The 14,574-nt window shown below is 31.2% G+C and carries 12 protein-coding genes; 2 read left to right on the top strand and 10 right to left on the bottom strand.

Translation table 11 applies throughout. The features are described 5' to 3' along the window. Positions 1-113 precede the first annotated feature (113 nt). From CAB05_RS09090 to CAB05_RS09080, 3 genes are all read right to left on the bottom strand, one after another. On the bottom strand, positions 114-2,000 hold the full coding sequence (locus CAB05_RS09090) for an ABC-F family ATP-binding cassette domain-containing protein (RefSeq protein WP_087999498.1): 1,887 nt from the start codon (positions 1,998-2,000) through the stop codon (positions 114-116). Then, complete coding sequence (locus CAB05_RS09085; RefSeq protein WP_087999497.1) at positions 1,997-2,644, bottom strand: HD domain-containing protein; 648 nt, start codon at positions 2,642-2,644, stop codon at positions 1,997-1,999. The genes CAB05_RS09090 and CAB05_RS09085 overlap by 4 nt, the downstream gene beginning before the upstream one ends. A gap of 129 nt (positions 2,645-2,773) precedes the next feature. Further along, entirely contained in the window at positions 2,774-3,256 is a 483-nt protein-coding gene (locus CAB05_RS09080; protein WP_087999496.1) for a glutathione peroxidase, read from the bottom strand. A gap of 160 nt (positions 3,257-3,416) precedes the next feature. On the opposite strand from CAB05_RS09080, the gene CAB05_RS09075 reads away from it, so the two are divergent. Next, complete coding sequence (locus CAB05_RS09075; RefSeq protein ID WP_087999495.1) at positions 3,417-4,370, top strand: MBL fold metallo-hydrolase; 954 nt, start codon at positions 3,417-3,419, stop codon at positions 4,368-4,370. Positions 4,371-4,550: 180 nt separating this feature from the next. Here CAB05_RS09075 and CAB05_RS09070 read toward each other — a convergent pair whose 3' ends face one another. The 3 genes from CAB05_RS09070 to CAB05_RS09060 all read right to left on the bottom strand — a co-directional run bounded on the left by CAB05_RS09070 (position 4,551) and on the right by CAB05_RS09060 (position 8,117). Next, positions 4,551-5,768: a DEAD/DEAH box helicase gene (locus CAB05_RS09070; RefSeq protein WP_087999494.1), complete on the bottom strand. Its 1,218-nt coding sequence runs from the start codon at positions 5,766-5,768 to the stop codon at positions 4,551-4,553. An 11-nt stretch (positions 5,769-5,779) separates the two neighbouring features. Next, positions 5,780-6,292, bottom strand: a complete 513-nt coding sequence (locus CAB05_RS09065) for a hypothetical protein (protein WP_087999493.1) — start codon at positions 6,290-6,292, stop codon at positions 5,780-5,782. Positions 6,293-6,443: 151 nt separating this feature from the next. Continuing rightward, complete coding sequence (locus tag CAB05_RS09060; protein WP_087999492.1) at positions 6,444-8,117, bottom strand: formate--tetrahydrofolate ligase; 1,674 nt, start codon at positions 8,115-8,117, stop codon at positions 6,444-6,446. 182 nt (positions 8,118-8,299) lie between these two features. Between CAB05_RS09060 and CAB05_RS09055 the strand changes: the two genes are divergently transcribed. Then, a complete protein-coding gene (locus CAB05_RS09055; protein ID WP_087999491.1) occupies positions 8,300-8,656 on the top strand; it encodes a permease in 357 nt (118 codons plus the stop codon). A 218-nt stretch (positions 8,657-8,874) separates the two neighbouring features. On the opposite strand, the gene CAB05_RS09050 is transcribed toward CAB05_RS09055, so the two are convergent. From CAB05_RS09050 to CAB05_RS09035, 4 genes are all read right to left on the bottom strand, one after another. Next, positions 8,875-9,645, bottom strand: coding sequence for an oxalate:formate antiporter (locus CAB05_RS09050; protein WP_087999490.1), 771 nt, complete (start codon positions 9,643-9,645; stop codon positions 8,875-8,877). A gap of 147 nt (positions 9,646-9,792) precedes the next feature. Then, positions 9,793-10,176, bottom strand: a complete 384-nt coding sequence (locus tag CAB05_RS09045) for a DUF3888 domain-containing protein (RefSeq protein WP_087999489.1) — start codon at positions 10,174-10,176, stop codon at positions 9,793-9,795. Positions 10,177-10,680: 504 nt separating this feature from the next. Then, the gene (locus CAB05_RS09040; protein WP_087999488.1) at positions 10,681-12,678 is read right to left on the bottom strand and encodes a methyl-accepting chemotaxis protein; all 1,998 of its coding nucleotides are present in this window, start codon (positions 12,676-12,678) and stop codon (positions 10,681-10,683) included. A gap of 81 nt (positions 12,679-12,759) precedes the next feature. Next, positions 12,760-14,520, bottom strand: coding sequence for an N-acetylmuramoyl-L-alanine amidase family protein (locus CAB05_RS09035; RefSeq protein ID WP_087999487.1), 1,761 nt, complete (start codon positions 14,518-14,520; stop codon positions 12,760-12,762). Between the last annotated feature and the right edge of the window lie 54 nt (positions 14,521-14,574).

The following is a 14,574-nucleotide window of genomic DNA, read 5'->3' as shown; positions in this document are numbered from 1 at the left end:
AAAAACATGGAAATGGCCTTTTAAATAATATTATTTAACAAATTTTACAATTTAAATGTAAAAAACAAATCTGTTAAAGACAATTGGCATTTCAAAAATCATATTTCACCTTATTACAAACTTTCTACAAGATCACTTAAAACGGACCATCGCTCCATTTTATTTTCAAGTTGTCCTTCTTTTTCTTCAATTTCCTTTGACAGTTTAAAAGCTTCTTCAAAGTTTGAACCGACTTCTAACAACTTTTCATTTAGTCTTTCGATCTCACTTTCTAATTTTTCAATATCAGATTCAATACTATCCCATTCTTTTTGCTCTTGATATGTTAAGCGCTTTTTTTTCTGTTCTTTTTGATACACTGGTTTTTCAACTATTGCTTTTTCTAATTGAATTTCTTTTGCTTCAATTGTTTTTCGTTCTAAATATTCTGTATAACTCTCTAACGTTGAAGAAACTTTCCCGTTCCCTTCAAAAATAAGTAGTTTATTTGTGACTTTATCTAAGAAATAACGATCATGGGAAACCGTTACAACAACCCCATTAAAGTTTTCGATATAATCTTCAAGTACTGTTAATGTATCAATATCTAAATCATTTGTTGGCTCGTCTAGTAATAATACATTCGGTGCTGTCATTAATAGTTTTAATAAATATAGCCTTCTTTTTTCTCCACCAGAAAGCTTACCAATTTGAACACCATGTGAATGAGTTGGAAAAAGAAAGGTTTCTAACATTTGCGATGAAGAAATTGTTTTACCGTCCGGTGTATAAATAACTTCTGCTTCTTCCTTAATATAATCAATTACTCTCATAGTTGGTGATTGAACCTCTTGAATTTGAGAATAGTATGCCACTTTTACTGTCTGACCTGTTTCTATCTCACCATCATCAACTTTTTCTTTACCAATTAACATTTTTAGAAGTGTTGTTTTACCTGCTCCGTTTTCACCAATAATACCAATATGGTCATTTTGAATCAATAATAGATTAAAATGATCTAAGATCTTCTTCTCGCCAAATGATTTACTAACATCCTTAAACTCAACAACCTTTTTCCCTAATCGAGTTTGCTTAAAGTTCATTTCTAATTCGACTTGCTCTTGTTGACCCATTTTACCTGATAGGTCTTCAAATCTTTGAATTCTAGCTTTTTGTTTAGTTGTTCTTGCTTTTGCTCCTCTGCGCATCCAAGCAAGCTCTCGTCTGAATAAGTTGTTTCTTTTCTCATTTGTTGCAGCTTCCTGTTCTTCTCTAGCTGCTCTTTGTTCAATATAGTACTGATAGTTTCCTTCATAGCGATAGATATTCCCATTCGATAACTCTAAAAGAGCAGTTGTCACTTCGTCTAAGAAATAACGATCATGTGTTACGAATAAAACAGCATTTTGAAGTCTCTTGATGTATTCTTGTAAAAATACAATACATTCATAGTCTAAATGGTTTGTAGGCTCGTCTAATATCAGTAAATCACAAGGATGAATTAAAGCTTTCGCTAGTGCTACTCTTTTTTTCTGACCACCAGAAAGTAAGGTTACATCTAAGTTTAAATCGTTTAAACCAAGTTTTGATAAGATCGTCTTTGCATTTGCTTCTAAATCCCACGCATTTTTCGAATCCATTTCTGCCTGCAAAATTATTAACTCATTTTGTAATGTATCATTTACTGGATCAGCCTGTAGTTTTTGAAGCGTTTTTTCATAATTTTTTACTAAAATCATGATTTTATCTTCACTTTCAAAAACTGCTTCTAAAATGGTTTGGTTTTTATCAAAATCTTCGTGCTGTGGTAAATAACTTATGACATAATCTTTCGGTTTAATAATTTTCCCGTCATCTGCTGATTCTGTACCAGCAATAATTTTTAATAAGCTTGACTTACCGGTTCCATTAACACCTAATAATCCGATTTTTTGCCCTTCACTTACGGTAAATGAAATTTCATTAAATAAGGTTTTTTCGCCGTACGTTTTCATTAAATTTTCAACACTTAATATTTTCATTTTGTAAAATTCCACTCTTTCATAAATTGTTCAATGAAATTCTCCACGTATGAATGTCTTTCTTTTGCCATCTCATAAGCACTGGGCGTATTCATTAATTCTTTTAATTTTAATATCTTTTCATAAAAATGGTGAAGTGACGAACTTTGATCACTTCTATATTCTTCCAAAGTCATATTTTCTCTAATTTCAAAGTTTGGATTAAACATGCTACGATTCTTTTTTCCACCATACGCGAATGTTCTCGCAACTCCAATTGCTCCAATTGCATCTAGTCGATCTGCATCTTGGACAATCTTTCCTTCAAGTGTATTTGGTATGACGCCATTTCCACCTTTAAATGAAATGTTTTCTATTATGTAAATAATATCTTTGACTTGATCACTATTTTTTAAAAGATTAGAAAGTGTTTCAACTAATTGCTCCTTCTGACTAATTAGGTCAGTGTGAAGCTTATCATCAATCACATCGTGTACGAGTGCTGCACATTCAACGATAAATTCATCTGCTTTTTCTTTTCGCGCTAAGTGTACAGCTAAATTTCTAACACGGTCGATATGATACCAATCATGACCACTACTATCTCCGCTATGTATATTTCGAACGTAATTTTCTAAATTGGTAATAATTTGTTGCTGATTCATTCTTTGTCCTCCCAAGAATAGACTAGAGTTATTATAACATTTTTCTTCGAATGAAAAACAATGAGAGTATGATTCTAGCACGATAAATGTGCGATAAAAAACCTTCACATAATATGTGAAGGCATTTTTTTATGCTTTTAATAATTTCTCAACTGTTGCTTTCATATCTTGTGGGTTTGTTTGTGGAGCTACTCTCTCAACAACTTCACCATTTTTATCAATAATAAATTTTGTGAAATTCCATTTGATTGATTTTAGTCCCATGATTCCAGGAGCGTTTTTACTTAAATATTTAAATAGTGGATCCGCATTTTCTCCATTCACATCTACTTTCCCAAAGATTGGAAAAGTTACACCATAGTTCAATTCACAAAAACTTTGAATTTCTTCATTTGAACCCGGTTCTTGATTCATAAATTGATTACATGGAAATCCTATTACAACAAGTCCTTCATTTTTATATTCTTCATAAAGTGCTTGAAGATCTTTATATTGAGGAGTGTATCCACATTTACTTGCAGTATTTACTACGATGACAACTTGATCTTTATAATTTGATAAAGGTATTAATTGTCCCTTACTATCCTTTACTTGAAAATCATAGATACTCACTATTCATTCCTCCTATTTCCATTTACTTTTATAGTAATTTTTTTCCAACTAAATGTCTAATTTTAAAGTCTTATTTTAAAAATTTCTTCAATCTATTATAGTTAAGATATGAATTTGTTCTTTCTACACCATTTTTACATATGAAATTGGAGGAATGAAAATGAAAAAAATAGGCGAACTGACTTATTTAATAGATCTATATGATCTTTCTTATCCGTATCGAACAGGCAGTTATGTCATACTTTCAGATGAAATTACGATAATTGAAACAAGTGCAAGTCCGTCCCATGAATACTTATTAAATGGACTAAACGAATTAAACATTCCACTTGAAAAAGTTAAAAATTTGATTGTGACACATATTCATTTAGATCATTCTGGTGGAGCAGGCTTATTAATGGAGAAATGTCCAAATGCTACCCTTTATGTTCACCCAAAAGGTGCACCCCATTTAGAAAATCCAACTAAGTTAATAGCAAGTGCAAAACAAGTTTATGGAGAAGATTTCGACCGCTTATTTGATCCAATTCTTCCAGTGGACCAAAGTAAAATCTATTCAGTTCAAAACGGCGAGGAGCTTATGATTGGAAAGAATCATAAACTGTCATTTTTATATACGCCTGGTCATGCAAATCATCACATTTCAATCTTTGATCATAATAGTAGATATATGTATACAGGTGATACAATCGGGATTTATTATCCACAGTTAGAAAGTGAAATTGGAGCGTTTGTCTTGCCATCAACCTCACCTAACCAATTTTCATACGACTTAATGATTGAATCTCTAAATTTAATAAAATCATATAAACCAGATGCCATTTGTTTCGGTCATTTTGGCTTATCGAATCAAACACAGTTTATCTATGAAACAATTCCTTCTTATCTAGATTTTTTTATGAATAAAACAACTACAATTATTGAACAACATCCACATTTAACATTCTATGAGAAAAGTACATTTTTGAGTAATGCTTTATTTGAAGAGATTAAACAAGAATTAATTAGCAAAAACATTCAAGCAGATCATCCTGTATTTAACATCATGAAATTAGATATAGAAGTTTCAGCAATGGGACTAATTCTTTCAGTTGAAAAAAATAAAAACCAGTAATTAAAGGTTACATTGACTGTATTAAAGACCATTTCGTATTCGACTTGGTCTTTTATATTTGAATTTCCCTTGAAAAATGATTTTTTACTATATAAAAAAAGCGTGTGTTCATACACACGCCTTTTAATATATGATTATTATTTTGTTACGAAATCATGTTCTTAAAATGTAGATACGATGTTATTTTTGTTTTTTAATCTTTTTTACATTATTTTTAGGACTTTTATTTGTCGGCAATTTCTTGTTATTTTCGATGCTTACTTTATCTTCTACTTTTTCAGACATTTCAACTTTTCGTACTTCACCATGTGTAACAGATAATTGTTCAAAAAATAACTTTTGTGTTCCTCTTAGTGTAAATAGATGTTTCTTTTCACGAGGAGTTACTAAATTTATAACTGTACCTTGGTTCCCCATTCTACCAACTCGACCACTACGATGAGTATATTGTTCAACCTTTTCAGGTACGTCTAATGTAACGACATACGGTAAGTCTTGAAGATCGATGCCTCTTGCAGCTACGTCAGTTGAAAATAACAGTGATGTTTTCCCTGATTGAAGGTCTTTTAATACTTTACTTCGTTCCATTTTACCTAATTTCGAATGAAGCACTGCTGTTTTTATCCCTCTGAAGTTTAATTTTGAAGCATAGCCTTCTAATTTAAATGGATCATTACTAAATACAAGTGCTTTCATATTTTGAATTGATCCAATTCTTCTTAGTAATTCTAATTTTTCTCTTTCTTCACAAGGAATAAATCCGTGCATAATATTACCTTCAAGACTTTGATCGACAGTTATTTCAGTTAAGTTCGTACTTTGTTCTTTTGCAAACTGCATCGCTTGAGGAGTAATTGTAGCTGAAAAGAATAATAATTGACGATCTTTTAATGTTGCTTTCACAATTTGAGGAAGGTCTTTTTGATCATCTGTCTTAATTAATTCATCAACTTCATCAAATACAATCTTTTTAACGCCATGCATTTTAAGTTTTTTCAACTTAATCAGCTGCGAAATTCTTCCTGGAGAACCTACTATAATTTTCGGCTTTTGTTTAAGCTTCTCAACTTGGCGTTTAACATCAGCACCACCAACAATTGAAGCTACTTTTATATTTGTATTTTGAGTGTAGTCTTGCACAACTTGGAAAATTTGCATTACCAACTCGCGAGTTGGCGCCATAATGACCACTTGTGGATTTTCCTCATTCTCATCAATTAGTTTAAGTAATGGTAATACATAAGCAAGTGTTTTACCTGTACCAGTTGGCGATTGTACGACAACATCTTTTCCTTCTAAAATTGCTGGAATCGCCTTTTCCTGGACAGAAGTCCATTTTGTAATATTACTTTCTTTTATTTTTAAAATTGTTTTTTCTGTTAACTGAAAATGTTCCATTTAAATCTCCTTTAATATTTCTCATCAAACCATTGTAACATTATTTCCGTAATATGTATCAATTCTTCTAATTGATCAAATTCTTCTTCTGTTATTTTATTGATAAACTTAATGATTAACGATGTTTCTGTTTTATTTTTCTCAAAAAATGATTGTTTAATGTTATGAAAAACGTTGAATTGTTGTTCTGTGTGATTTTGCAGCAGCATCAAGCTTCTTTGTAGGATTTCAGCCTCTATTTCTTTATTGAAAAAAAATGTTTGTTCTACATAACAACCAACATCTTCGCTAGAAGTTAACAATTCCGAGTATAAATCTTTAGCAGTTGCGGCTAAAGTGAATTTACAGCTAACATTGCTTTTCACATTATTCTTCTTATACGTAATCGAAAATTCACGATTCATTTTCGATAAATTCATAAAATCGTCTCTATCGATAATGAGATAGTCACCGTCTAAATCCTTATCGTATAATATTCCTTCAACAATCACTTTCATATTATCAAATGCTGTTGGATCAAACATAAATATTTCCCCTTTACATAAGAAAGAGGATATCCAGTAAGTTGGTATCCTCTACCTCTTTTTAAAAATTAGCTTCTGTTTGAAAAAATGTTGATTTCCGTTTCAGGATACTCGCTTTCCATGAGGCGAGAGCTATTAACAGAACTAAAAATTAAAATAATCCTAAAGCTCGGCCATTTTCATCAATATCCATGTTTAATGCAGCAGGTTTTTTTGGTAGCCCTGGCATTGTTAGTACATTTCCTGTTAAAGCAACAATAAAACCTGCTCCAATAGACGCCTTTAATTCTCTAACTTCTACCTTAAATCCAGATGGTCTTCCTAATGCTTGAGGCTGATCAGACAAAGAATATTGAGTCTTCGCCATACAAATTGGAAGATTTCCCCAACCGTTTTCATTAAATTCTTGAATTTGTTTTTTTGCTTTTGTAGATAAATTAATCCCATCAGCACCATATACTTCCTTCACTATTTTCGTGATTTTTGTTTCAATAGAATCATTTAAGTCGTATAAATAATGAAATGGCTCTTTCGGCTTTTTAAGTAATGAAACAATTGTCTCGGCAAGTGAAACGCCACCTAATCCACCATGTTCCCATACTTCTGTTAGTACAACATCTATATTGTTTTCCCTGCCCCACTGTTGAATAAAACTAATTTCTTCTTCGGAATCAGTTATGAATTTATTAACAGCAACTACAACAGGGACATTAAATTTTTGAATCGTTTCAACATGCTTTTCTAAATTACAAATTCCATCTTTAATCGCACTAACATTTTCAGTCGCAAGCTCAGTTTTATGAACGCCGCCATGCATTTTTAAAGCTCTAATTGTAGCTACTATTACAACTGCATCAGGAGTAACACCTAGCGCTCTTGTTTTAATATTTAAGAATTTCTCCGCACCTAAATCTGCTCCAAAACCTGCTTCTGTTATGACATAATCACCTAATTTTGATGCCATCTTCGTTGCGATTACACTATTACATCCATGAGCTATATTGGCAAATGGACCGCCATGAATAATTGCAGGTGTATGTTCAATTGTTTGTACAAGATTTGGTTTAATTGCGTCTTTTAACAATAATGTTAATGCGCCTTGAACATTCAAATCTCCAACCGTTACTGGCCTTTTTTCATTAGTATAAGCAACAACTATGCGTTTTAGACGAGCTTTCAGATCTTGAATATCAGAAGCTAAACATAAAACAGCCATAATTTCAGAGGCTACAGTTATATCAAATCCATCTTCTCTTGGTACCCCTTCAGTAGGTCCACCAAGGCCGATTATAATATTTCTTAATGCACGATCGTTTAAATCAACAACACGTTTCCAAGTAATTCTTCTGACATCAATATCAAGTTCATTTCCTTGTTGTATATGGTTATCGATAAAAGCCGCAAGTGCATTATTTGCTGTTGTGATTGCGTGAATGTCACCATTAAAATGCAAATTGATATCATCCATTGGTAAAACTTGAGAATATCCTCCTCCAGTTGCCCCTCCTTTTACACCCATTGTAGGTCCTAATGAAGGTTCACGTAATGCAACAATCGCTTTTTTCCCTATTTTATGAAAAGCTTGTGCTAATCCAACAGTTACAGTTGATTTTCCTTCACCTGCTGGTGTCGGATTGATTGATGTAACTAATATTAACTTTCCATCATCATTATTTTTTAATCGTTCTAATACTGACAATGATAATTTTGCTTTATAATGTCCGTAATTTTCAACATCATCTTCAAATAGATCTAAATCCTTAGTAATATACGACATTTTTTTCATTTTTGATTCAAATGCAATTTCTAAATCTGACTTGCTCATTAAATCATCTCCATTAACTCTTCTTCTATATCCAAATTATAGCATGATTTGACACTTTTTTCATTTTATCAATCATCCATTTAAAAATAGCGTTTGATGTTTGAATTAGTAATTCTTTCTACTTATCAAAGACCCGCTTAGATGCATACTAAATGTAAGGCATAAAAGAAGGGAGTGGAATTATGTATCGTCATAAAAAAAATAAATTGAATAAACGAAATCATACATTTTCAGATGATCATAATGAAGAATACAGTACAGAATTCTATCCTACTAGGAATATTTACTATAGTGATACAGATTCTGAATCAAAAACGTATCTTTGGAAATTAGTTATTGGATATACCGCTCTATTTTTTTCACTATTTTCATTATTTTTAATGCCTGTATTATTTGGTTTAATCGGTATTGTTCTCGGAATTTATACTGTTACAAAAGGTCACTCAACCTTAGGTTATACTGCAATTGGATTTGGTCTCTTTTCAGTGGTCGTATCCATTTTTTACAATTTACTCTTTGTCTTAAGTGCAATTTTATAGCATAAAAAAGAGGATTCCACGGAATCCTCTTTTAAGACTGGCTGCCAAACGCTCGCTTTCTTTGTTGTTTCGCCTGTCTGCGGTGCTTATTACCCTCTAAGGTAAATTCGCTCCTCACCAAGCTTCACGCCTCGAAAGACAAGCGTTTTCAGCCAGTCTTAATATCTATTTTATATATATGTCTATACATTGAAAAAAGGATTCTGAGGAATCCTCTTTTATACTTCAACAACGCTCCACTCATCATCTTTTTTAGAGTATGTTAAGTTTGCGAAGTGATTTGTTATTTCTTTATATTCTTCTACATTTTCTAATACTTCATCAACACCAGAGTAAAAATCAACGCGGAAAATAGGTATTTCAATAACCTTTCTATTTTCAACTCTTTCACTTATATCTATTATTAATCCATCCTCCATAAGAGGAAATAGTGTTAGCATAAGTTTTAGATTGATTGGTGTAATGGCTTTCGAACGTTGAAAAATGTTTAAGCTTCTACGTTGAAGATGTGACATTTTATATGAAATAACATTACACAACATAATGATAAAATCATTCATCCGTTTATAATAAACTTTTTGATACATACCATCACTTATACTCATATAAGCAAATGAGTTATTTAATCTTGGTATAAATGGCTTATTTAATGGTTCTTTTTTATGAGCAAGATATAAAAGTTCTGCAATTTCTTTAGGCTCAAGTTCATCTAAGTCTGCTAATTCCTCGAAATCGATCCAACAGAGTTCATCATTTTCGGTTTGATCTAAAATAAATTGATTTATATAATCTTTTTCAACATAAAAAAAAGAAGAATTCAAATTAAAATCTGACCATTGTACATCATGTTTTAATAAAAGAATATTTTGAAGTGGAAATGGCAGCCCTTGTACAAATTCTTTATAATTTATGCCAGAAGTAATAAAGCAATGATTATGCTTATCACCATAAATATAGATAATCTCCTTTACCGAATCAATTCCTGCCAACGAAAATGCCACCTTTAATTTTTTTCTTTATCATATCATATTTTATTGGATAATTATCATTGAATATGAAAAAATAGATTCTTTTTACCTACAAAAATTACTAATATTTGTCATTTTTTTTAATAAAAATGATTTTTTTCCTATAAATTATACAGGAGGTCTACATAAATCAGTTGTTTTTGTTTGAATTGGTTCTTTTGTTACAGATTTAATGCTCCAAACTCCATCGTCGTTTGAAAAATTGAACTTTACTAAAGTATAGGGTGGATTTTGTTGTGGTTTATATGCCACCAATTGAATTGTTGCTCCAAAAACATAAGTACCATTATATTTTTTTTTGATATTTGTAATTGCTGCACAATTATATTTTTCACCTGGTCCAAACATTTTGAACAATTCCTTATTAATAGTTGGAAATAAAATCGATAATACTGCATCTTCAAGAACTTCATTTTGCGCAGTCACTGCATATGTAGGTTTTGAATTTGAAAATAATAAGAAAACAAATAATATCATGATTTTTTTCTTCATGTACTGACCTCCACTAAATAGATTTTTGATTTACATACTTTCTATTCTTTACAATTTTGATAAGGTTATGTTACAACTTTCTAAATATAAAGGATGTTCTATTTCCTTCTTATGGAGATTGATTTAGGGTGCAGTGCGTTCAGAAAACTTCTATAATTTATTAAACAAAAGGTTCTTTAAAAAAAGAATGTTGATTTACATTCCAGGTACTTCGCTTTCTATGGGGAGTGACGACTTGAGCCTCGGGTCCACATAATGTGAATCATTCATTCGTTACGATAGGACGTCGTGGTTTTAGCATGTCTACCTTGTTTGCCCTGCGGGGTCTTTAGTTTCCTCCATCTCCCAAGGGAGTCTTGTCACTTTTCATTCCAATCACTCTCAGAACCTATTCTTTTCTTTTTATACTCTAATTGTAATTAGCTAAAATCAAAAATTTGTATTAAAAAAACCAAACAAAAAAAAAGAAAACTGCTTAGATTACTAAACAGTTTCCTAGTCTAATCATTTTTTTGTCAGCTCTTCTACATCTACTTCTTCATTTTTTAATTCTTCAATAGATTCAACTGCGCTCGACTCTACAGCATCTTCTTCTTCTACTTCAAATTCTTCTTCAAGAATCATGTTTTCTACTTCAGCGTTGTCATCCTCAAGAATCATTTCTTCCTTAACAAGTTCATCCGTATTTTCATTCTGAAATTCTGTTGTCTCAACAATATTATTTTTCGCTGGTTCAATGATTTCGTTTTGATCAATAAATTGTTCAGAAACAAAACCAACACTTACTTTCTCGACAGAATCATCAATAATAAACTGACTGATTACTTGATCTAATTGACCTGCAAGTTCTGTTAATAGAACTGCACTTGATGCTACATCATCCATTGTTGCACTTTGTTCTTCTACTGAAGCTGCAGTTTGTTGGACACCAGCAACGCTTTCCTCTGTTACAGCTGCAACTTGTTCAATAAATTTCATTAATTCCATGCTACCGTCTTGCATTGTAAATAATGTAGTTGCAATCTCTTGAATTTCTAAGTTCATATTTTCTACTCGGCTATTAATACCATTAAACGTTTCACCTGTAGCTTCGATTGATTGTGTCCCTTTTTCAACTTCCTTAAATCCTGCATTTAGAGAAGTTGCCATTGTAGTCGCCTCTGTTTGGATTGATTGTACGATTGAAGTAATATCCTGAACAGATAATTTAACACCTTCAGCTAATCTTCGAACTTCTTCTGCAACAACCGCAAATCCTCTACCTGCTTCGCCTGCTCTAGCAGCTTCAATTGAAGCATTTAAAGCTAATAAATTCGTTTGGTCGGCAATATCACGAATAACTTTAATTACTTTTGAAATTGATTTAGCATGAGAAACTAGCTGTTCTACGTTTTCAACTGAACCTTTTACTACATCATGAATGATTGTCATTTGTTGTAATGATTCATTCATTTGCTTATAACCAAGGCTTGTACGATCTTGTACTTCATTTGAAGCTACTTTTAATGTTTCACCTGCTTGACCAGCTACAGACATTTTATCATTGAAATCGCTCATCATTTCAGCCATTTGATTTGAAGATTCAGCCTGAATACCAGATCCAGTTGCTAATTCTTGCATTGTAGCTGCAATTTGCTGTGAACCTTTTTGAACATCTGAAGCTGATTGCGTTAATTCATTACTACGTTCGTTCATTTCAGTAGAAACATTATTCATTTGTTTAACAATACGTAGTAGATTTTCTTTAACTTTATTCGTTGCACTAGATAGTAAAGCAATTTCATCTTTACCTTCGAATACTTCATTTTCTACCGCTAAGTTTCCTTCTGAAATTTCATTAATAGAATGTAATACCTTATTCATTTTTCCATTGATTAATCGATTAGCAACATATAAAGCTATGCTTGAAAGTAGCGCACTAATTAGAACAGCTAAAACTAAAACTGATTTAACAGTTTTAATTGCACCTTGAACTTTATCATCAACTTTACTATTTTTCTTCTCTAAAATATTGATAATTTTACTAGAAATCCCATCAATATATTTTTGTGTACCATATGCTTGTTGAACAAGCAATTTTACATATGAATCATCACGTTCATTAGCAGCTGGTACGATTTTCTTCTCTAAAATATCATTCATTAATGTGTTGTATTCAACTACATCACCAATAGATTTTTTGATTTCTTTATCATCGATTGTTTTAGTTGCTTTTTTAATTGATTTTAAAAACGCTTCATCAATCGCACGATAGCTGTCTAATGATGCTTGATCCTTAAACGTAGCATATGCAGATAATGCTACATACTTTTTATAAAAGGTTGATGATAATTTTTCAGCCATTAATGCTTGCTGATTAATTTGATTTGCATTTTTATATTCCGTATGTATTGAGTTTAATAACCCAAATGTTAATGCTGATGAGACAACAAATACAGAAATTGTTCCGATCGTCACAATTCCATATTTCCCACTTATTCGAATATTTTTAAAACGAATCATTACAGAAAACCCCTTTATTATATATTTAATTTTCAAAAAATAATATGTAAATTTATCTATGTCATTTTCCTTTTGAATCAATTAAGTACTTTGTTTAAAGATATATCCTTCTTTTTGTAAGTAGTTAACAATTCCGTCATGGATTGCTTCTGCGATTAAAGTTAATTGTTCATTTGAGCTTAAATACGCTTGATCTTTTTTTGAATCAATGAAACCTAACTCTGTAAGCACAGCTGGCATTGAATTATCTCTGATCACTTGAAAATTACCATGATGAACTCCTCGGTCAGATAAATCCCAAGCCTGTAGCATCTCTTTTTGAATAGAAGCTGCTAATAACTGACTTTCTGCTATGAACGGATTTTTACCGGTATTACCATAGTAATAAGTTTCAGAACCGCCACCGTTTGCACCACTGCCTGAATTTACGTGAATGCTTACAAATAAACTTGCTTTATTCTGCTTAGCAATTTTAACTCTTTCACCTAAATCCAAGAAAACATCTGATTCTCTCGTTAGAACTACTTGAACATTTGAGAACTCAAATGATTCCCTTATTTTCAATGCAGTATCTAGTGTAATGTTCTTTTCATTAAGCTCCTTAAAATGTGTTCCTGGGTCCTTGCCACCATGACCTGCATCAATTGCAATCACAATGGTTTTATCAAGTGAATTCGATTTAGTAGAAATGTAATCATTACTTACAAATCCAACTAATTTTTTATACTTAATTTTTGACCAATTTGTATATTTTGTTATTAATTCTAGTTCTTCACCCTTTAAAACTGTGCCTATTATACTAGAAGATACAGATTGTTCTGCTCTGATATTTAATTTATCGGCTAATACATAGACTTTTTTTACTAAATTTTCAGTATCATCTTTATTTTCATTATTTTTTTGTGGTGAATCTACCTTTTTCACATATTTACTTGAAATAAAAGCTTTACCATTATAAGAAGTAATTTGTACCCATTCTGAGTTAAATTGCCTACCTTCAAGTTGCTCATTCTGATTTACTACTTTTATGATTGGATGAGATGTTGAAGGTCCTAATCGCATATTGACTTTATTTGCATTCGTTTTATAAACATTTTTTTCAAATGAATATGTAATTGATTTTGATAAAAAACCAATTTTCCCATTAAATTTTGCAAGAATTACATTACCTATTTTTGTGATCACCATATAACTTTTTTTCTTTGGAATCTCAATGATGTGTTGAAAGTTGGAGGATGGTCCTTCGGTAAGGAATAGTGTACTGTCTGAGGTGATTGATTGACCTGATGTATTGTACTGATTCTTTTGAAACTGCTTGATAAATCTAGCAAAAAGAACCGCAGCTGTTTTTTTCTTCAAGTTAGTATTATTCGTAACATAACTTATTTCTTCTTTTGTCATTACATTTTCTAATTCGATTAATTGATTTAATTGCGTTTCACTTAATTTTTCATAACCATTTAACTGATATAAAATTGACATCATTTCAAAATAAGATAACTGTTTCTTTAAACTTCCACTTTTTTCCCACTTTTGATAAATAGCTTCTAATTTTAACTCTTTTATAACTAACTTCGTTTTTTGATCATCTGAAATTGACTTTGAACGTAAATTCTTTTTCTCATCATATGTAAAATATTGAAGCCAACTTATAAACTCAATATTCGTAATGGTACCCTCTATATTTATATACTTTGGTAAAATTTTTCCTTTTTGCAAATAAGATAGTTGCTCTTTCTCATCTGTAAATATATTAGGTTGTTTTATAGCGGCATTTACAGAATTCGAAATGAATAAAACACTACTAATCAAAAATATGATAAGGATTTTTAAACTCCTCATGTTTATGTCTCCTTTTGTCAAATTCTGTATATATTTATCATATAAGAAAGAAAC

It is taken from the genome of Gottfriedia solisilvae, from assembly GCF_002128405.1.
GTDB classification, from domain to species: domain Bacteria; phylum Bacillota; class Bacilli; order Bacillales; family Bacillaceae_G; genus Gottfriedia; species Gottfriedia solisilvae.
This window is presented reverse-complemented; position numbering and strand designations above follow the sequence as displayed.

Excerpts from the sequence above, each read along its gene's own strand:
- CAB05_RS09055 (WP_087999491.1), top strand. The coding sequence starts at position 8,300 with ATGTATCGTCATAAAAAAAATAAATTGAATAAACGAAATCATACATTT.
- CAB05_RS09065 (WP_087999493.1), bottom strand. The coding sequence starts at position 6,292 with ATGTTTGATCCAACAGCATTTGATAATATGAAAGTGATTGTTGAAGGA.
- CAB05_RS09045 (WP_087999489.1), bottom strand. The coding sequence starts at position 10,176 with ATGAAGAAAAAAATCATGATATTATTTGTTTTCTTATTATTTTCAAAT.
- CAB05_RS09060 (WP_087999492.1), bottom strand. The coding sequence starts at position 8,117 with ATGAGCAAGTCAGATTTAGAAATTGCATTTGAATCAAAAATGAAAAAA.
- CAB05_RS09040 (WP_087999488.1), bottom strand. The coding sequence starts at position 12,678 with ATGATTCGTTTTAAAAATATTCGAATAAGTGGGAAATATGGAATTGTG.
- CAB05_RS09070 (WP_087999494.1), bottom strand. The coding sequence starts at position 5,768 with ATGGAACATTTTCAGTTAACAGAAAAAACAATTTTAAAAATAAAAGAA.
- CAB05_RS09090 (WP_087999498.1), bottom strand. The coding sequence starts at position 2,000 with ATGAAAATATTAAGTGTTGAAAATTTAATGAAAACGTACGGCGAAAAA.
- CAB05_RS09085 (WP_087999497.1), bottom strand. The coding sequence starts at position 2,644 with ATGAATCAGCAACAAATTATTACCAATTTAGAAAATTACGTTCGAAAT.
- CAB05_RS09035 (WP_087999487.1), bottom strand. The coding sequence starts at position 14,520 with ATGAGGAGTTTAAAAATCCTTATCATATTTTTGATTAGTAGTGTTTTA.
- CAB05_RS09075 (WP_087999495.1), top strand. The coding sequence starts at position 3,417 with ATGAAAAAAATAGGCGAACTGACTTATTTAATAGATCTATATGATCTT.